Origin of the sequence: Gemmata algarum (genome assembly GCF_034097035.1) — a bacterium.
Taxonomy (GTDB): Bacteria; Planctomycetota; Planctomycetia; order Gemmatales; family Gemmataceae; genus Gemmata; species Gemmata algarum.
This window is the reverse complement of sequence record NZ_JAXBLV010000024.1, coordinates 57,153-82,966: the sequence shown is the minus strand read 5'-3', so window position 1 is coordinate 82,966 and position 25,814 is coordinate 57,153. Positions and strand designations below refer to the sequence as shown.

19 protein-coding genes are annotated in these 25,814 nt (G+C 66.2%); 6 read left to right on the top strand and 13 right to left on the bottom strand.

From position 1 onward, the window contains the following. Positions 1-145: 145 nt before the first annotated feature. The 3 genes from R5W23_RS04225 to R5W23_RS04215 all read right to left on the bottom strand — a co-directional run bounded on the left by R5W23_RS04225 (position 146) and on the right by R5W23_RS04215 (position 3,837). Positions 146-2,602: an O-antigen ligase family protein gene (locus tag R5W23_RS04225; RefSeq protein WP_261185448.1), complete on the bottom strand. Its 2,457-nt coding sequence runs from the start codon at positions 2,600-2,602 to the stop codon at positions 146-148. Positions 2,603-2,775: 173 nt separating this feature from the next. Further along, complete coding sequence (locus R5W23_RS04220; RefSeq protein WP_261185449.1) at positions 2,776-3,075, bottom strand: hypothetical protein; 300 nt, start codon at positions 3,073-3,075, stop codon at positions 2,776-2,778. A gap of 93 nt (positions 3,076-3,168) precedes the next feature. Further along, on the bottom strand, positions 3,169-3,837 hold the full coding sequence (locus R5W23_RS04215) for a S1 family peptidase (protein ID WP_314733564.1): 669 nt from the start codon (positions 3,835-3,837) through the stop codon (positions 3,169-3,171). 147 nt (positions 3,838-3,984) lie between these two features. On the opposite strand from R5W23_RS04215, the gene R5W23_RS04210 reads away from it, so the two are divergent. Together R5W23_RS04210 and R5W23_RS04205 are read left to right on the top strand one after the other, a co-directional pair. Beyond that, on the top strand, positions 3,985-4,632 hold the full coding sequence (locus tag R5W23_RS04210) for a hypothetical protein (RefSeq protein ID WP_320685248.1): 648 nt from the start codon (positions 3,985-3,987) through the stop codon (positions 4,630-4,632). Between the two features lie 174 nt (positions 4,633-4,806). Then, positions 4,807-6,132: a polysaccharide biosynthesis/export family protein gene (locus R5W23_RS04205; protein ID WP_320685247.1), complete on the top strand. Its 1,326-nt coding sequence runs from the start codon at positions 4,807-4,809 to the stop codon at positions 6,130-6,132. Positions 6,133-6,185: 53 nt separating this feature from the next. Here R5W23_RS04205 and R5W23_RS04200 read toward each other — a convergent pair whose 3' ends face one another. The 5 genes from R5W23_RS04200 to R5W23_RS04180 form a co-directional block, all read right to left on the bottom strand. Beyond that, on the bottom strand, positions 6,186-6,968 hold the full coding sequence (locus R5W23_RS04200; RefSeq protein ID WP_320685246.1) for a tyrosine-protein phosphatase: 783 nt from the start codon (positions 6,966-6,968) through the stop codon (positions 6,186-6,188). 117 nt (positions 6,969-7,085) lie between these two features. Continuing rightward, the gene (locus R5W23_RS04195; protein WP_320685245.1) at positions 7,086-9,410 is read right to left on the bottom strand and encodes a polysaccharide biosynthesis tyrosine autokinase; all 2,325 of its coding nucleotides are present in this window, start codon (positions 9,408-9,410) and stop codon (positions 7,086-7,088) included. A gap of 107 nt (positions 9,411-9,517) precedes the next feature. After that, entirely contained in the window at positions 9,518-11,020 is a 1,503-nt protein-coding gene (locus R5W23_RS04190; RefSeq protein ID WP_261185454.1) for an MraY family glycosyltransferase, read from the bottom strand. A 493-nt stretch (positions 11,021-11,513) separates the two neighbouring features. Beyond that, on the bottom strand, positions 11,514-13,085 hold the full coding sequence (xrtU, locus tag R5W23_RS04185; RefSeq protein ID WP_320685244.1) for an exosortase U: 1,572 nt from the start codon (positions 13,083-13,085) through the stop codon (positions 11,514-11,516). 664 nt (positions 13,086-13,749) lie between these two features. Continuing rightward, on the bottom strand, positions 13,750-15,252 hold the full coding sequence (locus R5W23_RS04180) for a UDP-N-acetylglucosamine--peptide N-acetylglucosaminyltransferase SPINDLY family protein (RefSeq protein ID WP_320685243.1): 1,503 nt from the start codon (positions 15,250-15,252) through the stop codon (positions 13,750-13,752). A 378-nt stretch (positions 15,253-15,630) separates the two neighbouring features. Here R5W23_RS04180 and R5W23_RS04175 point away from each other — a divergent pair, with 378 nt between their 5' ends. Both R5W23_RS04175 and R5W23_RS04170 read left to right on the top strand, forming a co-directional pair. After that, positions 15,631-15,960, top strand: coding sequence for a DUF3467 domain-containing protein (locus tag R5W23_RS04175; protein ID WP_320685242.1), 330 nt, complete (start codon positions 15,631-15,633; stop codon positions 15,958-15,960). Between the two features lie 182 nt (positions 15,961-16,142). After that, the gene (locus R5W23_RS04170; RefSeq protein WP_320685241.1) at positions 16,143-18,269 is read left to right on the top strand and encodes an amino acid transporter; all 2,127 of its coding nucleotides are present in this window, start codon (positions 16,143-16,145) and stop codon (positions 18,267-18,269) included. A gap of 160 nt (positions 18,270-18,429) precedes the next feature. Here the strand turns inward: R5W23_RS04170 and R5W23_RS04165 are convergent, their stop codons facing one another. Continuing rightward, complete coding sequence (locus tag R5W23_RS04165) at positions 18,430-19,818, bottom strand: hypothetical protein (RefSeq protein ID WP_261185459.1); 1,389 nt, start codon at positions 19,816-19,818, stop codon at positions 18,430-18,432. 55 nt (positions 19,819-19,873) lie between these two features. On the opposite strand from R5W23_RS04165, the gene R5W23_RS04160 reads away from it, so the two are divergent. After that, positions 19,874-20,698, top strand: a complete 825-nt coding sequence (locus R5W23_RS04160; RefSeq protein ID WP_320685240.1) for a TIGR02996 domain-containing protein — start codon at positions 19,874-19,876, stop codon at positions 20,696-20,698. Positions 20,699-20,717: 19 nt separating this feature from the next. On the opposite strand, the gene R5W23_RS04155 is transcribed toward R5W23_RS04160, so the two are convergent. The 3 genes from R5W23_RS04155 to R5W23_RS04145 form a co-directional block, all read right to left on the bottom strand. Next, the gene (locus R5W23_RS04155) at positions 20,718-21,524 is read right to left on the bottom strand and encodes a S8 family serine peptidase (protein ID WP_261185461.1); all 807 of its coding nucleotides are present in this window, start codon (positions 21,522-21,524) and stop codon (positions 20,718-20,720) included. A gap of 111 nt (positions 21,525-21,635) precedes the next feature. After that, positions 21,636-22,847, bottom strand: a complete 1,212-nt coding sequence (locus R5W23_RS04150) for a response regulator (RefSeq protein ID WP_261185462.1) — start codon at positions 22,845-22,847, stop codon at positions 21,636-21,638. Between the two features lie 72 nt (positions 22,848-22,919). Further along, positions 22,920-23,663, bottom strand: a complete 744-nt coding sequence (locus R5W23_RS04145; protein ID WP_320685239.1) for a TIGR02996 domain-containing protein — start codon at positions 23,661-23,663, stop codon at positions 22,920-22,922. Between the two features lie 92 nt (positions 23,664-23,755). Here R5W23_RS04145 and R5W23_RS04140 point away from each other — a divergent pair, with 92 nt between their 5' ends. Beyond that, positions 23,756-24,628 (top strand): endonuclease/exonuclease/phosphatase family protein, encoded by an 873-nt coding sequence (locus tag R5W23_RS04140; RefSeq protein WP_320685238.1) that lies wholly within the window; start codon positions 23,756-23,758, stop codon positions 24,626-24,628. A gap of 33 nt (positions 24,629-24,661) precedes the next feature. Here the strand turns inward: R5W23_RS04140 and R5W23_RS04135 are convergent, their stop codons facing one another. Next, the gene (locus R5W23_RS04135) at positions 24,662-25,462 is read right to left on the bottom strand and encodes a glycerophosphodiester phosphodiesterase (RefSeq protein WP_320685237.1); all 801 of its coding nucleotides are present in this window, start codon (positions 25,460-25,462) and stop codon (positions 24,662-24,664) included. Positions 25,463-25,814 lie beyond the last annotated feature (352 nt).

The window sequence follows — 25,814 nt, the reverse complement described above, 5'->3', positions numbered from 1 at the left end:
CCTCCGCCCGCGGCGGGCTCGCGCCAGCGGACGGCCTCGCGCCATGAAGCGCGAACAATCTGGGGCACAAGAAATCTTGCGCCCCCAATAACACGAGGCCTTACACCATTACTCGACGCGCTCCGGCGTGGCAACGACCGGCCGGTCACCGCAGCCCCGCTCGGGCACGAACAACGGCCGCACTCAGGTCGCGCGCCCCGGGCCAGTCCGGTTGATCCCGGAGCACCTGTCGCAGGTGCTCCGCGGCCGGCTCGAGTTGACCCTGCTCGAAGCACAACTCGGCCAGCTCGAACCGCCAGCCGACCCGGCCGGGGGCCTTCAGCACCGCTCGCTCGTAAGCCCGCAGCGCGTCCGCCGGGCGCCCGGCATCGAGCAGCACCCGGGCGCGCAGGTACGCCCCCTCCGGATCGCCGGCCGCCTCGAGCAATTGCCCCGCCCGATCCAGAAGCGCCACCCGATCCGCCGGCCGCTCGGCCAGCACCGGGAGGCGTGACGCGGCGACCAGTAATTTCGGATCAGGTGGGAGAACTCGATCGAGCAGCCCGGCCCCGCCGAGCCGCGGCGCCGCGGCCGTGACGATCCCTTCTAATTGTGCGTCCGAACACACCAGCGACCGGCCCCAGCACTCCCACGCGCGGTCGTCCTCACCCGCGTTGAGGTGCGCGAGGCCCGCAAGGTACCACAGCCCCGCGTCGGAGGGACGGAGGGCCGCCGCCCGGTCCAGGTAAACCGCGGTCGGTGCCGCGTTCGTCAGGTGCGCGCGGCCTCCGGCGAGCCGCACGTGCGGCCGCTCCAGCAGCGGGTTCAGCGCCCGCACCCGCAGGTAGTCCCGAAGCGCCGGCCGCAGGTACTCCCGTTCGGCGTCCGGCACGCGATCCCGCAGCGCCAAGTACTCTTCGTACCGCACGTCCGCGAGGCGAAGCCACAGGTCCGCGTCGTCCGGGGAGTATGCAACCGCCGCGCCGAGGTACCCGACCACTACCCCGCGCTCGCCCGCCGGAAGCCGCTTTTCAGCACGGATCGCCGCGAGGCGGTAATACTCGGCCCGCGCCCGGCGCCACCCTTCGGCCGGAAGCACCACCGCCACGAGGACGCACCACGCCGCGATCGGCAAAACCACCCAGCGCGGCGGCGCGGGTCCGTCCGCACGAGTCGCGCCGAGCGACTCTGCGGCGGTCAGATGCGCGGCCAACACCGTCACCAACAGAACGATCGCGGGCATATGGAGCCCGAAGTCCGCGAGGCTGTGGAGCGCAACCGCGGTGATCCCGAACAGCCCGCCGAGCCGCAGCGCCGCGTCCGCTCGGGTGCCCGCTGAACGGACCGCACGCACACCAGCGCGAAACACCAGCGCGGCCACGAGCAGCACCAAAACGAACTGAACGAGACCGCCCTCGACGAGGGCTTCGAGGTAATCGTTGTGCGCGTGCTCCCAGGTGACCAGTTGCGTATCGCCCGGGTGCCGCTGCTGTGGCTCCACCGATACGAACGTCCCCTGACCGGTGCCCCAAACCGGGTACTTCGCCGCCAGCGGCACGGCGCGTGACCACAGGTCGCGGCGCCCGGCGTCGAGTGCGTCCGTCCCGTCCAAGGTACCGAGCCGCTTACTCACCGCGTCCGTTCCGAACCACCCGACCAGCCCTGCTGCGCATAACGCGATCAGGGCGACGACGGGGACCGCACCGCCCGCCCCGCCGCCCCGCCGGCCGGTTAGCGCGGCCAGTGCGGCACACACAACCCCGGCACCAACCAGCGCGACAACCCCGCCCCGTGAGAGGCTGTACAGGTTCGCGGCCAGCATGAGCCCCAAGGCGGCCAGCAGCCACAGCGTCTTGGGCTCTCGCCCGAGCGCGGCAAGCCGTTCCGAGAGGCCAACGGTCCGCTCGCGGAACGCGCGCCCGCCCAGCAGCAGCCCCAGGCCCAGCCCGAAGCACACGTTGACGTAATACGGGAAGTGGTTTTTGCACACGAACGGCCCGAACACGCTGCCTTGCGTCTCGAAACTCCAATAAACGGTTTGCGGCCCTGAACTGAACCGCTGGGCGAGCGCGAACACCGACAGTGCCACCCCGTTGGCCACGCACACCACCGCAAATCGGCGGTAACTCGAGGGAGTGGCGACGGCGTACCGAACCACCGCGAACAGGGCCATCACGGCGAGCAGCTTCGCGACCTCCCGCCGGGTCGCCCCGGGGTCGAAGCTGATCCGGGCGGGTTCGACCACCGGCGCCTCGCCGGTCAGTGATTCGGGTTCTGCGGGGACTAACGCCGCACGGGCATCGGCAGTCGCCGGCGCGAGGGCCGAAAGAACCGCAGGCCCCAAGGGAACGAGTTGCCACACGCCGACCGCCACGAGCCCGGCCAAGCAGACGAGCACAGGGCACACCCGGCCAGCAAACCGCTGCTCGGTCAGTAGCGCCAGCGCCCAAAGCGTGAGGGCGAGCGCAACTAAAACGAACAGACCGAACACGGCTACCGGGTGAACGGCCGCGAACGCCCACGGGGACAGCACCGCCCCGCTCAGCACAACCACTTCGATGGCCGCGCGCAGGAGCCGGGTTCGCGGTTCGGGGGAAAGGGACTGGTCGGTCGGTAAGGTCATCTCGCTCCGAAACATCAGTGCGCCACAAGAAGTTCTCAGTCTGCACCCAGGCGTATCCGAGTCCCGCCGTAGCACAACGGTCGCCCACCCCGATCGCACCCGGAACCGGGGCATTCGGAGTTCAACCTCAAAGAGGCGCCCCCGCACGAGACGGTGCGGGGGCGCCGGTACGTTTACCCCTTGGGCGAGCCGCCGCCGCCCTTCCCACCGCCGGTCGGGTTCCACTCGCTAACCGCGCGCTCGGCGTCCGCCTTGCTCATCGCCACCGGAGCCACCGGCGCGTTGGCCTTGTCCGCCGGCTCGGTCACGTTGAGACCAAAAGCATCGGCCGGCGCGACGGCCGGCGCGGCCGAGGCCCCCGTCCACGGGTTCAGTGCGACCGCGGCGCCCAGCGGCGCCACCAGCAGCACGAGCACCGCTCCCAAGGAGGCCCGTCGCGACGGCCCCCCTGCGAGCTTCGACACTGCGTTCATCAGTTCAAGCCCTCCGAATTAAAGACTCGCCAAACCGTACGGCCCGCGAAACGATCGCAAGGCCGCCGACGGGGCGTACCAGCCCGCCCGCGTTCACCGGTCCTCTTCGATGATCCACCCCAGCGCGTTCGCCTTCAGGAACGACCGCACCTCGTCCGCGTGTACATAATAACCGGTTTTGCCGTCGTGCCCGGTCGCGACCCCGATTACCCGCCCGCACTCGTCCAGCAACGGCCCGCCCGAACGCCCCTCGGCCTGTTTGCGAACCGTTTCGAAGCACGTGACCACGTTCGCCGCGCCGGGCTTGCGTAAACGCACTTGCCCTTTAAGCACTTCGTCGAGCGCCCCTGGTGCGGCCCCCTTCTCCCACCCGACGCTCAGCACCAGCTTCGGCTTGCCCCCAACCGGCGCGAGCGGCACGGCCTCAGGAACCCCGTCTGCGGTCAACCGCAGAACCGCCAGGTCAGCCGCCGCCCCCCGTTCGAGCACCTCGGCCTTGAGAGTCGTTCCGGGTTTATCTTTCGTTCCGGCTACTTGCACCTCCACCACCTTCGCCTTCTCGACGACGTGGGCCGCCGTCAGCACGAACGCTTGTGTCTTGGTGCGCCGGATCACCACCCCGCTACCGGTCTTATCGTCGGCCGCGCTGGTCACCTTAACCGTGGCGCTCACCCCACGCTCGCGAGCGGCGGCCGGGAACGGACCCGTAGGTTCCGCGCCGGTACCGCCCGCGAGCACAACCGCAACGAAGCACACCAACACGACGCACCTCCCGATTGCGGCACTCAAATCGCCCAGCCGGCACAACCGATCCCGTCGTCAAGTTCGGCGCCTCGGCAGCCGATATTCGTTGCAACCGTCCGCTCGCGCGTCACGCGAGCCGTTTCACTTGTTCGCGGGTCTGCCCCAATGAACCCAGTTCGCGCCGCACTGCTCGGGCTCGCAACGCTCACCGGGTCGGGGTGCTTCACCGCGCGACTATCCGGCCCGGATTGGTTCTACCACCACGCGGCACGCAACCTGACCGAGAAACCGATCGCCAACCACGACGAGCGCCAGTTCACCCGGATGGTCGAGGGCCGCGCGAAGGACGCCTGGGAGCAGGTGTGCGGCTCGTCGGGGTGGCGGCACAGCGGCCCGTACGGGCACGGGTTCCGCGAGGGCTTCGTCGACTACGTCGAAGCGGGCGGGACGGGCGAACCGCCCTACCTGCCCCCGTTCCGCTACCGCCTTACCAAGTACCGCACCCCCGAAGGCATCCGGGCGGTCGAGGAGTGGTACGCCGGGTTCCGGCACGGCGCCGCGGTCGCCCGCGGGAGCGGGTTGCGGGAGCTCAACTGCATCCCGCTACCCGGCCCGCCCATCCCGATCGACACGCGCGGCTCCGCGCTCCCAACGCCTTTGGCGCCTCCGGCCGTTATCGCGGCCCCGCCAACGTCAACCGGGCCGGACCTGAAACCAGAGCCCCTGCCGGTCCCACGTCAAGTACCGGACCGCACCCCGCAAATGCCATCACCGGTCCCGCCCCCGTCTAAATTCGGGACGGCTGCACCGTGACCGGGACGCACAGCGGCATTTGTCGCATCGGCCCGATCGGCACCTGAAGGCGACTTCGGTTGGTGGCGCCCGGCGGAATCGAACGCGCAACCGCCCCGTAACCGCAGTTCGTCTGCGCCCCACCCCGATTCCGGCGCCGGTGGCGCCCCTCGAACACCTAAAGGATAGCGACCAATGAACCGCCCCGGCTCCCCGCTCCGAATCGCCGCCGCCGTGGCGGCCCTTGTGACCGCGCTGACGAGCGGGTGCGCCGCGGTCACCAACCCGGTGGCCGATGGCATCCCCGTCCGCCGGCTCCCGCCGGAAGCGTTCGGAGAGAGCAAAGCGGACCTCAGCGCCGTGCCGTTAGCGGCGCTCACGCCTCCCGCTCCGCCCGCCCACCTGATCGGCCCCGGGGACACCCTCGGCGTGTTCATTGAGGGGGTCCTCGGCGAGCGCGGCGGTCAACCGCCGGTCCGCATTCCCGAGCAAGGCAGCGCGCCACCAGGCATCGGTTTCCCCATTCCGATCCGCGAGGACGGGACGGCCCCGTTGCCCCTCATTGACCCCCTCAAGCTCGAAGGCCTCACACTACCACAAGCTCAGGATCGCGTGCGAGAGGCGTACCTCAAGCCCAAAAAACTGCTCGCCGATTCGGACAAGGCGCGAATCATCGTTACGTTGCTCCGCCCCCGGCAGTATCACGTGCTCGTGCTTCGTGAGGACGCGGGCGGGACCACGTTCGGCTCGGCCGGCGGGCTCGGCGGGTTCGGCAGCACCGGCGCCACGTTCTCGCAAACCCGGCGCGCCGCCGGCTACCCGCTCGACCTGCCGGCTTACGAAAACAACCTCTTGAACGCGCTCACGCGCTCGGGGGGGTTGCCCGGCGCTGAAGCGCAGGACGAGGTACTCATCCTCCGAGGGGCGTACCAACCCGCAGCCGGCGGGCAAGTGCCCGACGCCCTGCCCGCCGGCACGGAGAAGGCACTGACGATCCGCGTTCCCCTTCGTCTGCGCCCCGGCGAACCTCTGAACGTCCGTCCGGAAGACCTCGTGCTTCAGAACGGCGACATCGTTCAAGTCAAGGCTCGTTCCGGAGAGCTCTTCTACACCGGCGGGTTGCTGCCGCCACGCGCGTTCCCGCTCCCGGCGGACCGCGACCTCGATGTGATTGAGGCGGTCATTCTCGTCGGCGGGCCACTGATCAACGGCGGGTTGAACACCAACAACTTGTCCGGTCAGATCGTGCAAACCGGTCTCGGGTTCCCGTCCCCGAGCCAAGTGACCATTCTGCGCCGCCTCAAATCGGGTGCTCAAATACCGATCATTGTAAGCTTGAACCGGGCGATGAAAGACCCGCGAGAGCGAATCGCACTGCGCGCGGGCGACGTCATGCTGCTCCAATCCACTGTCGGCGAGGCCGGCGCCCAGTACCTGACCTCAAACTTCCGGTTCAACTCGGCGTACCAAGCGATCCGGAGCCGGTTCTTTAACAGTGTCGGTACCGTGACCTTACCGTAGTCGTCCAGCCGGTTGAGGCCACGAGCGCACCACCTTACCGCGGTCGCGTCAGTTCAGTTACCAAAGAGCGCCCGGAGCGGCCACCAGCGCCGCTCCACCCGCGGCGGGTCGGGGGTTAGCACCCCGCCCCGCAGCACCGTTTCACCGTTGCGCCCGCAAATGAGTTCAGCGGTCTCGCGTCCGACCCATTCCCGTACTTTGACCGCGGCGGTAGCAACGAGCGGGCGGCGTTTCCGCGGCGAGTGCCCATCCGAGCCGAGAAGGTGGACACAGCCCCGCCGGAACCAGCCTTGGAGTGCCGCCTCATCGGCGGGCGTTTTCGGCCCCGTGATGTTGCCGGACGACACCTGAACCAAGCACCCGAGCCCGATTAACTCTTCGAGCCGTTTTGGCTCGTGGAGCAGCTCGGGATGCTGCTCGGGGTGCGCTAAAATGACGCGCACGCCACGAGCGGCGAACTGCCGCACCACAGACCGCAGGTCGACAAACAGCCGGTGCGGCATCTCGATCAGGATGTACTTCCGGTGGTCTCCGACACTCAGGAGTCGCCCGGCGTCCCACGCCTCGATCAGGTCCGGGGCGGCCATCACCTCCGCGCCAGCAAACACCTCGAGCGGGATGTCATTTTCAACCAGCAGCCCTTGCAGTTCCGCGGCCGCCGCGCGAATCTGACACGGCGTGATTTGCCAGCGTTCGCTCTGGTGCGAAAGGGCGATCGTGTGCCGAACGCCTTCGCTGACCGCGATCCGGCACATCGCCAGGGAGTCTTCCCAAGTGCGCGGACCATCGTCAAGACCCGCGAGCAAATGAACGTGCAGGTCAGCGAGTGAAAACACGATTTCAGCCCCGTCCATCGAAACCGAACGGCGTCACCTCGGAACGCGTTACACGGCACCGCGACTACGTGCGGGCCGCACCGCACGCAGCCGCCGAAGCGACATAATGTGCCCGTGTCATTCGTCCGCGGGCCGGGAATGCCCGTTAGCACCCGCGACCGGCCCGCCACTCGCGACAGGGCCACCCCCTTGCCCGGCAGGCCGCGGCGCCGGTGAAAGGGCCGGGAGGCCACCGTCCGCCCCTTGCTCCTCGTGCGCATCGTGGTCGGCGGTGGTGTACGGCGAGCTGTAGTCGTCCGCGTGTCTGTAATAATCGTACCCGTACCCGGCCATCGCCCCTTGTTTGCCGACCCCGTTCACCACCACACCCAAGCAATTCACCTTCAACCGGATGAGCAGGTCGCGGGCACGTTCAGCCGCCGGGCGCCCGTTCTTGGTCACCCGCAGGGTCAGGATCAACCCGTCGACCCGCGGGGCCACGACACACGGGTCGCTCACGGCCAGAAGCGGCGGGCTGTCAACCAGCACGTAGTCGTAAGCCGCGCGAAGGTCGTCGAGCACGTCCTCAAACGCTGGCGACGTGAGCAGTTCTGCCGGGTTACCGGGGCGCCGCCCGCAGGGCAGCACGGATAGGTTCGGGATCGCAGTCACTTGCACCGCCTCGTCCAACTCGGCGGCGCCGGTTAACACCTCCGCGAGCCCGACTCGGCTGGTTAGCCCGAACGCGCGGTGGACCCGCGGGCGCCGCAGGTCGGCGTCCAAGAGCAGCACCTTGCGCCCCGCCTGCGCGATCGACACGGCGAGATTAATGATCAGGGTCGTTTTGCCATCACCCATGTGAGGACTGGTCACCTGAATGACCTTGTGCCGCTCGCCGTGGGTGCTGAAAAAGAGTGCGGTACGGACCCCGCGGTAGGCCTCGGCCTCGGGCGACGTGGCGCTGTGAACCGTCGCCAGGCCCGAGTCCAACTCGACGGAGTTACCGGCCGCGTCGGTTACGGTCACCGGGGACGAGGGTTTGTGGACGAACGGCACGTGACCGATCAGCGCCAGCCCCAGCCGCCGGCGGATCTCTTCCGGCGTGCGGAAGCTCTTGTCCGCCATGTCCAGCAGGTACGCACCACCCGCCCCCAGAGCCAGACCCAGTGCCGACCCGATAAAAATGAACTGCCACAACACCGGGGACACCTTCAGCCCGGGACCGGGCGGCGCGATCGCCTGCGCGTTGAACCCGCCGGAACCGCGGCTCGTGTCGACCTCTTGAAGCCGCTTCAGGATCCCGTCAAGCCACACTGTGGTGCGTTTGATGTCTTCACGGTATTGCTTGTCGGTCGCGTGCAGCCCTTCCTGCGACTTCGCCTGTTTGACCTCCTCTTCCAGTACGGATTTGGCGTACTGGTGGTTGCCTTCGGCGAGCACCAGTTCGATCTCGAGCGCGTTGACCGCCGCCTGCGCCGGGCTCTGCTCGTTCGGCCCCTTCACTTCCGCCACGATGGCGTCGAGGCCCTTGTAAAACACTTTTGTCGCTTCGATTTTTCGGCGGATTCGCTGAACGTCCGGGTGATCTTCGCCGTAAAACTGTGTCAGGTCGGACTCTTGCTGTTGAAGGGGGAACAATGCCGCCTCTAGCGCCGCCGCCCCGGCCACGTTGGCTTTCGCCACCGGCGCGTCGCGGTCGTACTTCTTTTCCGCCAAGGCCAAGATGAGCGGGAGCGGCTTGTTCTCGCTAATCGCTTTTCGCACCGACGCGAGCCGGTCGCGCAACTCCTTCGCGTCGTCGCGCTTCACCGCCTCCCGCCGCACGTACTCCTGGATCTTAGTCTCGTTGAACGGCAGCCCGTCGGCGGTCGTCAGCAGGTTCTTGTCCTGGCGGAATTTGGCATAAGCGTCATCCTTTTCTTTCAGTTGCTTGGTGAGCTTCCGCGCCTCCTCCTGAACCAACTCAAACGTGCTCTCAGCAGTCGTCTTGTACGTGCGATCGAGAAAGTCTTTATAGCTCTCGATGATCGCGTTAATAACGATCTCACAATCGCCCGGATCGCTGCCACTGTACGACAAGTTGATGATGTTACTACTTGCGCCGACGGGGGCGTCCTTGTTCACCTCACGCTCGGCCCGCAACCCGGCCTGAATGATCACGGCTGCGTGCCCGCCCTGGAGCGACCGAAGGGAACCCAGGTCTCGCTTCCGCACCGCCTCTTCAATCAAGAGGGGGCTGCGAATCACCAGCAGGTGCGAGCCGATGTAATCATCGACAAGAGTTCGGTTCGGGTCGTTCCGATCGCCGATCAGGGAGCCGATCGATTGCTTTTTGACGACGAGAACTTGCGCGTACGCGCGGTACACCGGCTGCCGCCGGGAGAAGCTCAGCCCGCCGAGCACCAAACCAGCCACAAGGCCCAGAAGCAGCAACCCGCGGTGCTGCCAAAACACCTGGAACATGTTCCGCCCACTCCGGGCGGAAGAGGCTTCAGGAGGCGCATCGGGCTGCTGCAGGAGATCGTCCATGGCGCGCGCTCGGGCGGGGCGAAGAAAAAGGGGAGTGTGGCTCAAGCAGAAACGGTTTCGGCTGCCACAACCGGCACCACAATAGCCGGCCGCGCGGCTTCCGCGAGAACCGTTTCGGCCGCATCGGTCACGCGCGCGAGCGCGGCCAGCTTTTGCCACACCGGTTCACCGTCGGGCAGACCGCTCACCGTTACCTGCCCAACCGTTTGCCCCCACGCCGTCAGCAGCAGCACCGCCGACCAACAGACGGGCTCCTCGCCGCGAGTCTCCAACGGACGAGACCAGCGCGCGTGGTACGCCTCGTGGTGCGCGGGCGCGTTCACATCGAGCGCCACGCTGCGCAAGTTAAGTCGCCCGGCACAATCGGTGAGCCGCGTCCACAGCTCGCCCCATTGAGCAGTCCCCTGGAGCCGCACCTCCAGTCGCTTGCCGCACGGCGGCGCCCCTCCCAAGACCGAGCGAGACAGAGCGCGAGCGGATTGCAAGAGCAACACGAACTCGGCGTGCCCGAACAGCCGGGTCGTGACCAGGATCGCCACGACTGTCAGGGCCGATGCGACCGCCAACATCTCGTTTCGGCACGCGATACTGCCAAGCACCCCGAGCACCGCCACCGAACACAAGCTGGCGACCAACAGCAACACCCGGGGGCGGGATAGGCCGCCGCGCAGCAGGCAGTGGTGCAGGTGACCGCGGTCGGTACTGAAGATACTGCGACCGGTGAGCTTGCGGCGAACCACGGCCGCAAGCGTATCGAAAATGGGCAGCACCAACAGCGCGGCGGGTGCCGCGAGAGCTACGGTCGTCGGCCCCTTGAGTGAGCAGCGAATGGCGAGCACACCGATCACCAAGCCGATCAACATGCTGCCCGCGTCACCCAAGAAAATGGTTGCCGGCGGAAGGTTGTATCGCAGGAAACCGACGAGCGCACCAGCCAAGGTCACTGCCACGCACGCTTCGACGTACTGCCCGTGCATCGCGGCCATCCCCGCAATGGCCAAGCAGATGATCGTGCCGACCGTGCCCAGAAGCCCGTCCATGCCGTCCAACAAGTTGAGCGAGTTGATCGCCCCAAGCAGCCAGAACGCAGTCAGAGGGATCGCTAAATACCCCAGTTCAACGGTCCAACCGAACAGAGAAACCGAGGTGATTTGCGGCCCGGTCGCCACAACCACCATAACTGCAACGATTTGACCACAAAGCTTGTAACGCCCACGCAATCCGCGTGCGTCGTCAACAACGCCGACAAAGCAGATCATCGCAGAAGCGATTAACAGTGACAGGAGCGCGTCGAGGTGTCCGGCGACCGCTTCCGCCACTGGCCCTGGCAGCAGCGACGCTGGAGCCAGCACGAGCACCGTAGAAGTGAACACGGCAATACCGCCCGCCACGGGCACCACACGCCCGTGCATCTTTCGTCGGCCATCCGGTTTATCCACCAACCCGATCCGGTGAGCCGCGATGCGGGCCAAACCTGTGAAAGTAACGGAGCATACGAGCCCCAGGGCAAAAAGCATAGCCAAGAAACCGACAGGCGAATCCATGGGCACCCTCTTCGTCGAGTCGGGCGGCGCAAACCGGGGTAGACGATCGTCCCGGTACACATCAGCGGAGAGGTAAAGCCCGCAGCGGATCGATACGCGGCGAAACCCCGATCCGGACCGGACGTTCGAAATTACCCGAACGAGAAGCACAGCTCAGGGCTGCGGCGTTTCGGTGGGCCGGGAGGAGTCCGGTTCAAGCCGCCTTTGGGCTTGACTCAAGTTACTCAATATATGAGTAAATTGCATGTGGAAAATTTATTTTTCTCATGGAATCAACGCAATTTGCAGTAGCAGCATAATCGCGATTACCGACATTGGCTTCCATTGTCCTGCTGTGTATGAGTGGCACTCATCGCGCGACGAGGGATTGTAAGCGGCTCCCGACGGTTAGCTGAGAACCCCATGACATTAACAGCAGTTACTGCCGTCGGGTTACGGCTCCCAAGCAAGAAATTCGCCTAATACATCCCGCCTGCCAATCCTCAGTAACGATTTACGGCTTCACGGCGTGCTCCGCCGCCCACCGCTCACGCACCGCCGACTGAAGCGACACGAACAACTGCCGTACCGCCTCCTCGCCTTCAGGCGTGAGCACGCTCGCGCCTTCGACGAAAACCTGGAACTGGTAAGCGGCCCCGGTTGGATCAAGAGGCGGGGCCGGTCGCCCTTCGAGCCGGCTTCGGAACCGCTCGAGTGCGGCCTCGTGTCGAAACAACGGCTCGCGCGCCCCACCTGGACGCGCGATGAACGGGCGTCCCGAACGGTCGAACTCGCAAAACACCAGAAACCCGTGACGGAAACCCGGTTTCGACATCCGCACTTGCACGAACCCACCCGGCACCGTGGCTGGAGCCACTACTTCCTGACCGTCGATTTGCCAACCGGTGCTGCGGTAGCACCACGTCAAGTCGTGCCAGCCGGGGAATGGATAGGCCAGGGACGCCTTGACTGCCAATTCCGGGAGCGCATAAAGCCAGTTTTGCGAGTACTCACCAAAGAAGCTGTGCGTCTCGCGTGTTTCAGTCCCGAACTCGCGCCGCTCCCACGCCCCCACTTTTACCGGAAGCAACTCAGGGTTCGTCGCGAGTGGTAACGGTGATGCCACCGGGAGGACCGGTTGATCGCCCCGGGCCGCCCAGTGCAAGCCAACAAGCGCAAGGAACGCGGGCACAACAATTGCTGCGAACCGCCCGACACGACTCGGGCGCGCCGGCCCCTGTTCCGGGTTCCCGCCCGACACCGGGCGCGGCACGTCGCCCCCAACCGCGCCCGAGCGGGTCAGGAACTCAAGCAACCTGTCGGTGCTCAGCAAGAGCCCAACAGCCAGCACGAACAGCACCACCCCGATGGCCTCGTGCCGCCAACCGGTCGCAGCGGTGACCCCCCAACGAGTCTCGAGCAGAGCGACCAGCACCACACGGGCCACGTTGGCCGCCAGCACCCAACCGACGGCCGCAAGCATCAGAAACACCCCGCGCCCCCACCCGCGCCGGGTCAACAAAACGAGAAACAGCGTGCAGGCCAACAGTGAGAACAACGAATTGATGCCGCTGCACGCCTGCTCGACCAGTAACGACCGCCCGTCGATCTCGATCACGTTCCCGGCGGCCAAGTGGAACACGTCCAGCGCGTCCAGAACCGCACTGCTCCAGGCGGTCGTGAGGCCTTGAAGCTGAAGAATCAAGAGCCGGTCGAGGTCCATTGGGGGCGGGACGAGCAGCCACAGCATCCCCCACGCGGGGAGGACCCGTCGCAGCACCTCGCGCCCCCCGATCCCGTACGCCAGTGCAGGGATCAGTACCATTACGGACACGCATGCCAGCCACGAAGAGCTCAGCACTTCGGCCGCAACCAACCCGGCCCAACCGGCCGCCAGCCCGGCCCACACGGCCCACGACTCCGCCGGCCCGCTTCCCGCGCGGGCCGGTGCGCCCCGGAACCGGACCCACGCAAGCACCGCGGCACCGAGCACAACGAGCGGGAACGCCTCGTAGTGCGCGCGAACCGACATCCAGCGCACGTGCCACCCCAGAAACGGCGCGACCGCCGCAGCGACCGCCGCCACAGCCGCCGCTGCGGCCCAGCTTGAGGCAGGAGCCCGGCCGGTAGAAATGGTCGCGGTAGGCGGCGCAGTCAGCATAGGCGTAGCTCGACAAAGGAAAATAAAGAGCGATGACGCTTCACCGAAGATATGAAACAAATGGCAGATGGTATCTGTGTATGTTTACCCAGTTGAAACGCCCGGTTAGATGGCATCTCACCTGTATTAGTTCCGCGAATTGCTCAAAATACGCGCACATCTCAACCAAATGTAACCTTTCACGCTACCAGGCGCTGAAAAAGCAAGGCTGCTGTGGCATGGAGTGTCTCCAAACTTCAGTCATCATCAACTCGCCAGTTCTTTAGAAATCAGGACATTATCCCCTGTGAACCGCTACGTTTATGAAGCACCGGAGATAAAACCGTTAGTAGTTGCTGCAAGCCACATCCAGGAGACGGTTTACGAATTTCCAGCATCCACTCGATCCGCTAATCCCGGGTAGCGACCGCGCGTGACACAAATCGCATTAAATTTCATCATAAGTATTTACTGAACGACCACATACGGCACGAAAACGAAACCGCTGTGGCTTGCCATTTAAACGAGAGAAGCCCTCGCCTTCAATGTGAAGGCAGAACTTGTAATAGACCCGAGTATCAACCCATACACACACGGCCAGAATAAACGGTTAGGGCTTTGGAGCCGACTTATTAGGAACCTGCCGTCGATATTTCTCTGCCAAATCGGTCTGGCCGAGCCCATCGTAGGCTGTTGCGAGGGCAGCGTGGACCCCTTCTGTACCGGGCGCGCGGGTGAGGACGGCATCAAGGTCGGTTATCGCATCCTGCCAGCGCTTCAGCCCCAGGTAAATGCGGCCGCGAGTATCGAGAAACACGGGGTTACCCGGCTCACGCCCTAGCGCGACGTTCACTGTCGCCAGCGCACGGGGCAGATCGGAGTGAGGCGGCTCCATGAGGGCACAGGCCAAATTGTTCGCTACGACCGCCGCCTGCGGGTCCGCGGCGAGTGCCAACTCGAGGTGCATCTTTTCTGCGGCGTGATCGTTCCGCATTCGGGCGTCGACCGCCAGCGCGAAGTGAACGTGCGCCAGTGCTTGGGTACCGCTTGCGAGCAGGTCGCGCAACGCCCCACGCGCTTGGTCCGCGTCCGCCCCACCGACCTGCAAATGATACAAGATGCGGTCCAGCAGCTCGCGGCTGCCGGGCTCATGGCCGATCCCTTTTGCGAGCAACGCGATGAGTTCGTTGGCGGGCGCGTTCTGCTTTTTGCGCACGTCGTACCATCCAACATACGTCTTCGCGATCGCAGCACGAAAAATCGGCGCGCCGGTCGCACTCAAGCCTTCTTCGAGGATGGCGACCGCGCTTGAAAAGTCTTCAAGGAACGCTGTCGCGGCGGCCCACGAGAGCCGGGCGGGGTAGTTGTTCAGATCGTCTTTCGTCCGGTCGCGGAAGTAGCCGACGGCCAAGTCGGCCTCTTTCCGAGCACGAACGAGATCGGGTGGCGTCTTCTTGAGGTATAGCTGCGCGAGGTACAACCGGTTCATCGGGGTAGCGGACGCAGCCGAAACGAGGCACTGTTCGGCAGCTTCAAGCCGCCCGGCAACGAGGTGCAACTGTCCCATCAGTCCGAGGGCCGCTGGGCGATCCGCTCCGAGATCGCCGTCGAGAGCGCGCACCAAATGCGATTCGGCTCGCGCCCGGAGCGCGGGTGACATCTTTTCTAAGTTCGGTTCGGGCGACGAGGCGAGCAGTTGGCGCGCCCGCCAGTAGTGCGCGGGCGCGTACCCGGGCCGGCCGTCGGGAGCGAGACCGTGTATCAGCGCGCTCGCACGGCCGTAGTCGCCGGTGGCGGCGGCGGCGAGCGCCAGCCGGTAATGCGCGTCCGGGTCGTTGGCGGTCGGCGACACCCTCTCGAAACACGTCAGCGCGCGTGGATAGTCCTTGGCCTGTAGCGCCGCCTTGCCCTGCGCGAGATAACGGGCCTCGAGTTCCCGGGGCGACTGTGTGGCGCACACGACCACGACGAACAGGATGCCCAGCGCAACAATCGCAGCGGGCGCAGCGGGCCGGAACGCCCGCCAGTCGCGCCCGAGCCACCAGCGCCGGACGGAATCCCACGCCCGGCTGAACACGGTTTGCGACTGCCCCGTCAGGATCGGCGAAGCCATAGCTGCTGTCTCGTGGTGCTCGCCGACGTATCAGTACGTGCCGACACATCGGTTCCGCGGGAAACCCGGTTCCAATTATAAGCGATGCCCAGCCGCCGCGCGCTGATCGAATGAATATCTACTGACGGTTCGCCCGCGCGGCCGCCCTATCGAAAGGCCCTCCCCACACGTTCTGGCGCCGTCGAAACACAAGTTTTGGCCGGCGCAAACCGGTACCGCACCGTCGTCAATTTCATGATGTCTTCTCACCCCGACCTTCTTTCACGTCCTCTTAATCGGTATTTTAGTTGTTGTCCTGGCCGTAACTGGCCCCCACGCTGTCCGCGCCGACCGTTCGGCCACCAGACAGTCCCCATTCACTCCTTGTGGAGCGCTCCGATGTCCGATGTTCCGTCCACCGAAGTCGTCCCCCCGGCGCCCGCGCAGCCGACCCAGGTCACGATCCGTGACACCGACCTTGAGGTCATGTACGTGAACTTTTTCCGCGTGACCGGCAACGCGGACGAAGTGCTGCTCGACCTGGGGATGTTCTCGCAGGTCGTGACGCCCACCGGCCCCGAACCGGTGAACCTGACCCACCGGGCGGTGATTAACTTCGTGACAGCCAAAAAGTTGGCCGATGTCATGCGGGTCGTGGTCGCGCGCCACGAACAGGCCTACGGCCCGATCGAAGTGGACCCGAACCGTCGCCTGCTCCCCCAAGGCTGAGCACAAACGACACGCGACCGCGCGTGCGGGTTCGGTCTTCTGGCCCACACGGTCGCGGTCGCGCCTCCAGCGGACGCCGGTGCGGCACGGCACGAATCGACCTCGGCGAATCAGAGGTCGCGGCCGTCAGTACATAAAATGTCCCGAGTCGGCCGAGTCCGGCCGTCTTGGAGTGCCCGCAGATGCCCGCGCCCGAGTCCCCGTCCGACACGTCCGTCGAACCTCCATCGAGGCCGGGGGAGCCGAAACACGGAACTCCCCCACAACTCAGCAGCCCCGCGACGCCGCCCCCGTTCAGAGCGGCGTGGCCCTGGGTCCTGTGCGTCATCGGCTTGGACTACCTCAGCACCCTGGCGTACCAGCCGTCGGTCGCGTTCGGAGCCGCCGGTCGGCTCGCGCCGCTCGTGACCGTGTTAATTGCCCTCGTCACATTTTTCTTTGCCTTACCGGTTTACTGCTATATCGCCGGCCGCTCGCCGCTCGGAGGCGGGTCCGCGGCGTTACTTGAACGGGTCGTCCCCGGGTGGTTCGGGAAGTTGCTCCTCTTGGTGCTCCTCGCCTTCGGCGCCGTGGACCTCATGTTCACGCGCACCTTCTCAACCGCGTCGGCCGCCGAGCACCTGACGCACAACCCGCACCCCCAATGGCAGCAGGCGCTCGACGACGCCACCCGACAGGGCGACCAACTGCGCGACCGGCTCCCGGAGGCGACCAAGCGGCGCACTGAGGGGGTGTGGAACCGTGCCACCGCCGTGTCGCTGGTGCTACTGGTGGTCAGCACGGTCGCGGGGCTGATCTTCTTCAAGGGTTACACCCGGAACTTCGTCCGGCTCGCCGCTCTCACGGTTCTGGTGTACCTCGCGCTGACCCTGGTTGTGGTCGGCAGCGGGGTCGCGTACCTGATCGAACGCCCCCAACTGCTGGAAGAATGGTGGCGCGACGTGTGGGCCGGGAACTGGAAGCCCGACGCCGTTGCCCGCCCCGCGGGGTCGTGGGGCGCGCTGCTGGGCTTGTGCGTGCCGCTGGTCCCGGCGCTGTGTTTGGGGCTGAGCGGGTTCGAGCTGACGCTCATGGCAATGCCGCTCGTGCGCGGGGAAGCGACCGACGACCCGAACCGCCCGCGGGCCGTGATCCGCAACACCCGCGTTCTTCTGACGCTCGCGGCGAGTTCCATGTCGGCGTACCTGCTCACGTCAACGGTCGTGACCACCGTTCTGATCCCGCCGGGCGCCCAGGAGGCGAGTGGCGCGGCCAAGTACCGCGCGCTCGCGTACCTCGCCCACGGCGGCACGCTCGCCGACGGCCGCCCGGCGACCGCACTGAACCCGAACTTCGGGCTGACGTTCGGCACCGCCTATGACCTGGCCACGGTCTCCATTTTGGCCCTCGCCGGGCTCAGCTTCGCACTCACGCTGGCGTCGTGGATACCGCCGTACCTGAACCGGCTCGGGATGGAGTTCAACTGGTCCGTGAAGCTCGGCGTGCTGGCGTACCTGTTTTTAGCCGCGAAGTTCGCTGTGACGGCCTACTACGGGGCCGACGTGGACGCGCACCGGGCCGCGTACCTGACCGCAGTGCTGGCACTGTTCGCGTTCGCCGCACTCGCGGCAACAGTGGACGTGTGGCACCGGCGCGCCGAGCGCAACTGGGGCAAAGTGTTTCGTGTCCCGCCACTGTTCCTGCTCGCGCTCGCGACGTTCACCGCGTGCGCGGTATCGGTCGCGTGGAACCGGCCCGTCGGCGCCGTGATCGCCGGCGCGTTCGTGCTGGTGGTGCTAGCGGTGTCCGTGCTCAGTCGGGCGTGGCGGAGCACCGAGTTCCGGTTCGAGTCGTTCGACTTCGCCGACGAATCGAGCGAACGAGAGTGGCGTCATCTGGCGGCCTCGGACCTCGCCGTCCTCGTCCCGCTGCGCCCCGGGCGACACGACCTGCGCGATAAGGAGATCGAGATCCGCACCCGGCACCGAATCCCTGGCGCGTTGCCGGTGCTGTTCATCCTCGCGGAACTCGGGGACCCGAGCAATTTCCAGCAGCGCCCGCTGGTGCGCATCGCCCGCGAGAGCGGACGGATAGTGATCCACATCACCCGGTGCTGTTCGGTCCCCCACGCGCTGGCGGCGGCGGCACTCGAGTTGTCAAAGACCGGCGGGGTGCCGGAGATCCACTTCGGATGGTCGCTCGAAAACCCGGTGACGGCGAACCTGCATTTCGTGCTGTTCGGCATCGGCAACGTACCGTGGATGGTGTACACGCTGATCCGCCGCGCTAACGTGCCCGAGGACCGCAAGCCGCATGTGGTTGTCGCGTAGCAAAAGGCGCCATCGCACAGGTGCAAACGTCAACACGAAGGAGCACAACGAACACGCAAGAGCCGGAGTTGAAGACACCGGGCACGAGGCCGGGTGATGACCGATGTCGCCTCTTCAGTACTCCTTCGTATCGGTCTTTGCGCCTGTGCGGTGAGAGCCTTCACAGTTCTAGGGCTTTGCTGATGGCCTCGCGCATGCGTTTCTCGCTGCCGGGGTTCACCCAGCACCAGTCGGCGAGGTTCCCGTCGTTTTCCTTCCACGCCCGCTCAATCGGAATGTACCCCGGGCCGCACTCGCCGTAACCCGCGACCAACACGAACCCGTTCGGGCGCGCCTCTTGCGCCGCGAGTTGGTACTCGACGTAGCTTTCCGCCGGGAGCAGCGTGACCGCAGCGCCGCCGAAATCCAGAACGGGAAGGTCGATCGGTTTCCCGGAATCACACCGCCTTTTCCAGCTCAGGCCCAGAGCCGCGAGGCACTGACCGAACGGCTTGGGGTCGTCCTTCAGTTTCTTCAGCAGCGCCTCCTCGGAGAATCCTTCGGACGAGCGCGGCTCCAGCACCAGCGGCACCGACCGAAAGCTCGCCCCCTTCACCGGAGCCTTTTTGGTGGCCCGCCACACGGCGGCCATTGCGGCGTGAATGCGAGCGGCGAGCGCCCCGCGGTTGTCGGTGGAACCGTCGTTGTACTTGCCGGCGGTGACGTTCCCGCTGCACCCACTCGCGTACATCTGGAACGCACCCTTCGTCTCGCCCTGCCGCTTACGGCGTGCGATCCCGACGAAGTCCGCGGTGACGCCGCCCCGCCCGTAGTAGCTCATGGGATGTGTGGCGTAAGCGGACAGCGCGCAGAGCGGCGTATCGCCGTTCCAAAAGCTGATCGTCTTCAGCAGCGGGTCCACGGTGCCCTCGTCGGCGTCGCGAATCTTCGGATCGCGCGTCGCGGACATGCGGTCGTAGCGAACCTTGCCATCCGCATCGAGGTAGCGGCGGTTGGACGCGACCTTCTCGACCTTCGCCTCTCCGGTCCCAAGATGTGTGACGGGCTTCGCCTCTTTGAGGCACGCTTTCGCCGCACCGGCAACGCGCCCGACGGCTTTCTCCAGAAACGCCAGGTCGCAAATCGCGCCTTTCGCCTTGTACCGCTCTAACAATTGTTGTGCTTCGAGATCCGCGACGGGCGCGTCGTGCTGGTGAACCGCGCACAGCATCACGCGCACCGGTTCCGTGCCGACGGCCTTCGCGATCACTTCGCGGAACATCTCATAAGCACCGTTCCGGACCTCACACCAGTCGAGGGTGACGAACACGACCGGCTTCCCGGCGCCGAGCAGAACGAACCCGTGGGCGAGCAGCGGGTCGAGAACCTCCTTCGCGGGCGCGATCCCGCCGCCCATGCACGGGTGCCCGAGGGGGATGGTAACATCGGTTTCGAACGTCGCGAGTGTGAGCTTACGCTCCTCGCCACGAGCGGGCTGAAGGTACGAGCCGCCGGAGTTTGCAGCCACAGCCAGCGCCGTGGCAAGGGCGTCGCGTCGGGTTGGGTTCATGTTTCGCCTCTGGTATGCTGGGACGCGGTCCGAGTCTACTCGGCGTGGTGCGGACATGAGCAGCGATGGCCAGGCACTATTTCGGGCGGTCTGCGAACAACCGTGGGAAGACACCCCGCGCCTCGTTTACGCCGACTGGCTCGAAGAAAACGGCAACCCGGTGCGCGCCGAGTTCATTCGCGTGCAGGTGGCATTAGCGCAACTTCCACCCGCCGAGCAGTGGCTCCATCCGCTGGCCGCACGGGCTGCCGAGTTGCGAAAGCAAGGCGACCCGGGCAAGGGCGAGGTGAAAGCCGGGCGCGGGAAACGCGTCAAACGGTGGTCGAAGGACCTTCCGGTGCTCGAAGGTGTCGAGTGGACCGCGGGATACCATCGCGGGTTCCGCAACGGGGTCGTCTTTGCGAGCATGCACACCGTCCTGACGTTCGAGGAAATGGTAACGGCCGCGGCCCCTGTTGATTGGGTGCAGGTAAAAGGGTTGCGGCCCTTCATGGTCGAGGCACTGCTGACGCGGCCGTGGGTACGGCGGCTGGCAGGGCTGAGCCTGTGGGGCGAAGTCGGGACGTCCGGAATGGAGGCACTGGCCCGCACCGACGCGCTCGGCCGATTAGAGCGCCTGGACCTCAGCGTCGCCCGCCCAACGGATGCCGGTGTGCAGGCACTCGCAACCGCCACGAGCCTCACAAACCTGCGCCGGCTGGAACTGGAGATCAACACCGGCGGGTTGACGGTAAACGGGCTGGCCGATCTGATCAACGCCCCTGCTCTGCCGAGGCTCGCTGCGGTGGACGGAATCGACTGGCCCCTCCTCTGGCGCGCACGAGGCACGGACCTACAGGAGCGGTTCTACCAGCGGTTTCCGGAGACCTATCGTCGCTAGGCGCTTGCCGCACCGGCACTCACCGCGCCCCGCTGCGGAACAGCCAGTACAGGATCGTCTTGATCTCGAACGGCTTCAGGTCCGGCTTCAGTGACAGGACGCGGGCCGCGATCCCGGCCAGGTGCGGCGTCGCCCAGCTCGTGGCCGGTTCGCGCGCGAACGGTCCCAGGTAGCCCCGGCTGTGCGCCTGAAATTCCACCTGTTCGCTCAGCTTGTACGCGAAGCGTAGCGGGTCGTCAAACAGCCCCTTATCGACCGAGATGAGCGGCGGGGCGAACGCGGCGGGGTAGCTCCGCGTCAGCGGGTGCTCGTTGTGCGCCGCCGCGAACACCAGCACGTCGCGGAAGTACGCCTCCTCGATCGCCCGCTGCAACTGGTGCCGCCGGGGCAACTGCTGGAGCTTGTGCTCCGGCACCCCGAGCGACAGGTTCACCACCTTCACCTTCCACACGTCGATCGCGTGGCGCAGGGCCGCGATCACCGTTTCCACCTCGCACGACCCGGTCGGGCCGAACACATCGGCGGAGTAGAGCTTCACCCGCGGGGCGATCGTGAGCACGATGTCCGCCACGGTGGTGCCGTGGGGCGACGACTGGTGGCCGGTGTACGGCAGCGGCGGGCCGCTGGGCCGGAACACCGCCCCCTCGATCGTGTTGATGGACGTGCCGGCGCCGGCGAACTTCGTTTCCAGCACGGACCGCTCGACGCCGGAGTCGATCACCGCGACCGCGATCCCTTCGCCGGTCGCGCGGGGGTCACGAAGGATGCTGTCCGGCGTGAGCCGGGCGAAGATCTCGTCGAACACCGTCGAGGCCGTCTCGGTCATCTGAGTCCCAGAAAAATACCGCTGCGGGTGCGGGGGGAAGCAACGGGCGCTGCCGCACGCGGGCGCGCATCACGGGGCCTCTGCGCCGTCCGCGCCTGCGAACGGGTGGCGTCACAGGCCGGTGAGTTCGTCGAGCAGTTTGTGCAGGTCGTTGACCACCTTCACGCAGTGGTTCACCGCACTCGGGCCGTGCTTCACGGCCAGGGCACGAACCGCTTCGACCAGGCGCAACGTGGTATCAGGGTCGGCGATCGCGTTCGAGTCGGCACTCAGCCCTTCCTTTAGTCGCGCCAGGACCGACGGCGGCGGTCCGGGCTCCGGTGCCGCCGATGCCTCGCCGAGTTGCGCCGTCGCCTGGAGCGCGGCGCCGACGGCGTCGAACAGCAGCTTGTGCGTTTGCCGCTCCGCGACCGCCTGCCGCAACAGGTCCGTACCGACCTCGGCCGCCGACGTTACAAGCCGCCGGTCTTCGTCGGTGAAGCCGGGCGCGGCTTTGTCGAACAGTTCTACCACGACGACCGTGTCCGGGGCCACCCGGAGCGGCGCCGCGAGGATGCAGGCGCGGTTCGCCTCGAACGGCAGGAGTTCCAGCGGGCCGAGCGCGCGGGGGTCGAAATCGTTGATCGCGACCGGCTCTTGAAAGCTGATGACGCTGGCCGCGAGCGACCGCGCGAACGGCACCGTCGGCGTGGGCAGCGGTTGCCCCTCCGCGCCGTAGGCGACGGTCGATTCGGTCCCGTCGGCGGCGGTGTGCCGGACGATCAGCGCGCCGTCGGCGGCGCGGGTCCCGCGGACCACGAACCGGAGCAGCGACTTCACCGCCGCGGGCAGCGGCACCGGGTCGTTGAACGCCGCCGAGGTCTGCACGATCGGCAGCACCTTCTCGACCGCCTCGCGGAACGCCGCCAGGCGCTGGTTGATTTCGCGCTGCTGCTTCGCGGGGCGGATGCGGTCCAGTTGCCGCCGGATGGCTGCGACGAACGTGTCGCGGTTCAGGTCCTGGTTCTTGTCGATGTAGTCGCGCACGCCCATGCGGAGCGCGTCGAGCGGCGTCGCTTGGTGAGCGAAGCCCGTTACGAGGATCGCGACCACATCCGGCCGGAACTCCACGAGGTCTTCGAGGAGCCGCAGCCCGTCGCTGCCCGACCCGAGGTTCCAGTCGAGAATGGCGAGATCGACCGGCTGCTCGTTGGCGATCTGGAGCGCCGACTCCGAGTCCGCCACGGCGAACACGCGGGCGTCCGGCATGGCGCCGGTGAGCCACTCGCGGAACGTCCGGCGGACGGATTCCTCGTCGTCAACGATAAGTACGGTGTCGGTCATGCGCGTCATTTTAGGCAGCGGGACTGTTGTTGAACGCTTGCAGGAGGAAAGGTTGCGCGCCACCACCAGCGGTCACACAAACCGCACTCCGTGTTTGAGCCGTGCGGTCAGCACCGCCCGCACCGACTCACCGAACGACCTCTGGGCGAACACAAGCGCGGGGAGGCGATGGAGCGGACCGGCCATCAGCGGCTGAACGGCGTCATCGCGCAAATCGCACTCACGCAGATCGATCACCTGCGGTCGGTCGGCCCAGGCATGGGTCCACAGGGGCGCGAGAAACACGCTAATCGGATCTTCCCCAGACCGTAAGTTGAACGGATGGAATTGGACGGCCAATCGCAGTTCGGCGAATCGCCTTAGCCCCTTCCAGCCGAGCAGACCGGCACAAGTTCCCGGCGTCGGCGGTGAAAACCCAGAGAAATCGGCGCGAAGCGTGCGTAAAGGCGCGTGCCCGAACAGGCTCATGAAAACCTGGTCCGCATCCGAATACCAGGAGTTAATGGCCAGAGTAACCGACTCGACCATCCCGCGCTCGAAGGGTCCCCACCTGGCTCGCGGTACCTTCGGCAGTTCTTTGCGCCACCGCTCAGAATGCGCCCGGAGCAAAACGCGAACGCAAGCCTGCCAAGCGTTCCGCTGCTGAATCGCGGCACCGTCATCTTTCGAGCGAAGCAAACCAATTTGTGCGCGGATCAGTTCCGCCCGCTCGTGCCCGCCGTGCTCGTCCAGCCAGTCGGCGTACACGAGGCGCGGCGTGTCTTCGTCCGGTTCGGCGATGATCGCGTCGAGGAGCGCTCGTTCGTCCGCGTCCATTCACTCCTCCACGCACACGCCGAACACGAGGCGCCCCGGCCGCTTCCCATACGCTACGAGGGACGGGAACCTCTCACCGCCAGGAACCAGTGATGCCCCGCTTCCTTTACCTCTTGCTCGCCGCCATCGGTCTGGCCCCGGCAGTCAACGCACAGCCCCCGAAAGGCGAAGTGCGGGTCATGAGCTTCAACATCCGCTACGGGACCGCCAAGGACGGCGAGAACCACTGGGACAAGCGGAAGGAGTTCCTCGCGGACACGGTCAAGGCGTTCGGCCCGGACCTGCTCGGCACCCAGGAAACCCTCATCTTCCAGCGCGACTTCCTGAGCCAAAAGCTGACCGGGTACGAGGGCCTCGGGGTCGGCCGGGAAGACGGCAAGGAGAAGGGCGAGACGACGGCTCTGTACTGGCGCAAAGCGCGGTTCGAGAAGACCGACGGCGGGCACTTCTGGCTCAGCGAAACCCCGAACGTGGCGGGCAGCAAGAGCTGGGACAGTTCGCTCCCGCGCATGGCGACGTGGGTAAAGCTGAAGGACCTTGCGAAGCCGGACGCCAAACCCGTTCTGTTCGTGAACACGCACTTCGACCACATCGGAAAGAAGGCCCGGATCGAAGGGGCCAAGCTGATCCGCGACCGGATCGGAGCGCTCGGGGCCGGTTGCTCGGTGGTCGTGACCGGCGACTTCAACTCCGGCGAGGACAGCGAGCCGTACCGGGCACTGTTCGCCGCGCGCGACAAGAATGAGTCGCCGGTGGTGGACAGCTTCCGCGCCGCGCACCCGAAGCGCGAGCCGAACGAAGGCACGTTCACCGACTTCAAAGCCGGTCCGGTCAAGGGCGACCGGATCGACTGGATCGGCGTGTCCCGGGACTGGACCGTCATCGGTGCCGAGATCGACCGCACCGAGAAGGCCGGCCGCACGCCGTCGGACCACTTCCCGGTGACCGCCACACTGAGCCGCTGAGCGGTCGCGCCGCTGCTTGACCGCGGGCCGGGCTCACTTCGCGAGTTGCTCGCGGAGCCAGCCCGGCCGGTCGGTGGTGATCCCATCGACCCCGAGCCGCACCATCCGCTTCGCCACTTCAACGTCGTTCACCGTCCACACGTACAGCTTCAGCCCCGCCTCACGCACCGCCTTCGCGAACGCCTCGTCCAGAGCCGCGGAGGCGGACAGGTCCACCCCGTCCGCCTTGATCTCCTTCGCCTTGGCGATCACCTCGGCGGCGGTCGGCGCTTTCGCCCCCTTCCTCGGCGCTAGGCTGACGAGCCAGTACGCCGGAACCTCGGGCCGGGCCTTCTTCAGTGCCGCGACGACCGCGGCGTCGAACGCGATCACCGGGGTCTGCTCGGGCAGCAGCTTCGACGCCGTCAGCGCGCGAACCAGTTCGGGCACCGCCTCGGGGCCGCACTTCACCTCGACGAACACCCGCTTGCCGTCCGGCACAACGGCCAGCATGTCGCCGAGCGACGGCAGCGGCTCGCCCTTGAACTTGGCCCCCTTCCACGAGCCCACGTCGAGGGCGTGCAATTCGTCGAAGGTGCTGTCCGCGACCGACTTGCTCACCCCAGCGGTGCGCTTGGTGTCCTTGTCGTGAATGACGGCAAGCTTTCCGTCCTTCGTCAGGTAGATGTCGAACTCGGACCCGTCCGCCTTCTGGTCCCACGCCAGCCGGAGGGCGGCCACGGTGTTTTCGGGCGCGTCGTAGGACGCGCCGCGGTGGGCGACGATTTCGACTTTCGGCGTTGCGTCGGGCGCGTGAGTCATCATGCACAGGGTCGCAATGGTGGCAGTGAACATGGACGGCCTCGTGGTAGCGGGTGAGCGACTGAGCCGATGGTAGCGGGGCACGCGACAGCGGCGAGTTCTTAACACCGTTTTCAAACTGCCGCCGGTCGCAACGGACTCGAAAACGCCCCTACCCTTCTGATGTCACCGCACGCAATTCCCGTGATTCGGCTTCAAAATTGGGCGTTTGGGACGCGATTCGCGTGGTAGCCGCCCCCAGCGAACCGCCAGCTCCCGACCAGTCGATTGGTAGCGAATGGCCAGTCGCCGCACCCGTCGGGCAGAATCGGCGTGACACCTTGGCAGCCGTTACAGCGTCACGCAAGCTGGGAACGATCAGCGAATCTGCTGCAGACAGAAACGC

Excerpts from the sequence above, each read along its gene's own strand:
- R5W23_RS04225 (WP_261185448.1), bottom strand. The coding sequence starts at position 2,602 with ATGACCTTACCGACCGACCAGTCCCTTTCCCCCGAACCGCGAACCCGG.
- R5W23_RS04220 (WP_261185449.1), bottom strand. The coding sequence starts at position 3,075 with ATGAACGCAGTGTCGAAGCTCGCAGGGGGGCCGTCGCGACGGGCCTCC.
- R5W23_RS04210 (WP_320685248.1), top strand. The coding sequence starts at position 3,985 with ATGAACCCAGTTCGCGCCGCACTGCTCGGGCTCGCAACGCTCACCGGG.
- R5W23_RS04205 (WP_320685247.1), top strand. The coding sequence starts at position 4,807 with ATGAACCGCCCCGGCTCCCCGCTCCGAATCGCCGCCGCCGTGGCGGCC.
- R5W23_RS04195 (WP_320685245.1), bottom strand. The coding sequence starts at position 9,410 with ATGTTCCAGGTGTTTTGGCAGCACCGCGGGTTGCTGCTTCTGGGCCTT.
- R5W23_RS04190 (WP_261185454.1), bottom strand. The coding sequence starts at position 11,020 with ATGGATTCGCCTGTCGGTTTCTTGGCTATGCTTTTTGCCCTGGGGCTC.
- R5W23_RS04180 (WP_320685243.1), bottom strand. The coding sequence starts at position 15,252 with ATGGCTTCGCCGATCCTGACGGGGCAGTCGCAAACCGTGTTCAGCCGG.
- R5W23_RS04175 (WP_320685242.1), top strand. The coding sequence starts at position 15,631 with ATGTCCGATGTTCCGTCCACCGAAGTCGTCCCCCCGGCGCCCGCGCAG.
- R5W23_RS04170 (WP_320685241.1), top strand. The coding sequence starts at position 16,143 with ATGCCCGCGCCCGAGTCCCCGTCCGACACGTCCGTCGAACCTCCATCG.
- R5W23_RS04165 (WP_261185459.1), bottom strand. The coding sequence starts at position 19,818 with ATGAACCCAACCCGACGCGACGCCCTTGCCACGGCGCTGGCTGTGGCT.
- R5W23_RS04160 (WP_320685240.1), top strand. The coding sequence starts at position 19,874 with ATGAGCAGCGATGGCCAGGCACTATTTCGGGCGGTCTGCGAACAACCG.
- R5W23_RS04155 (WP_261185461.1), bottom strand. The coding sequence starts at position 21,524 with ATGACCGAGACGGCCTCGACGGTGTTCGACGAGATCTTCGCCCGGCTC.
- R5W23_RS04150 (WP_261185462.1), bottom strand. The coding sequence starts at position 22,847 with ATGACCGACACCGTACTTATCGTTGACGACGAGGAATCCGTCCGCCGG.
- R5W23_RS04145 (WP_320685239.1), bottom strand. The coding sequence starts at position 23,663 with ATGGACGCGGACGAACGAGCGCTCCTCGACGCGATCATCGCCGAACCG.
- R5W23_RS04140 (WP_320685238.1), top strand. The coding sequence starts at position 23,756 with ATGCCCCGCTTCCTTTACCTCTTGCTCGCCGCCATCGGTCTGGCCCCG.
- R5W23_RS04135 (WP_320685237.1), bottom strand. The coding sequence starts at position 25,462 with ATGTTCACTGCCACCATTGCGACCCTGTGCATGATGACTCACGCGCCC.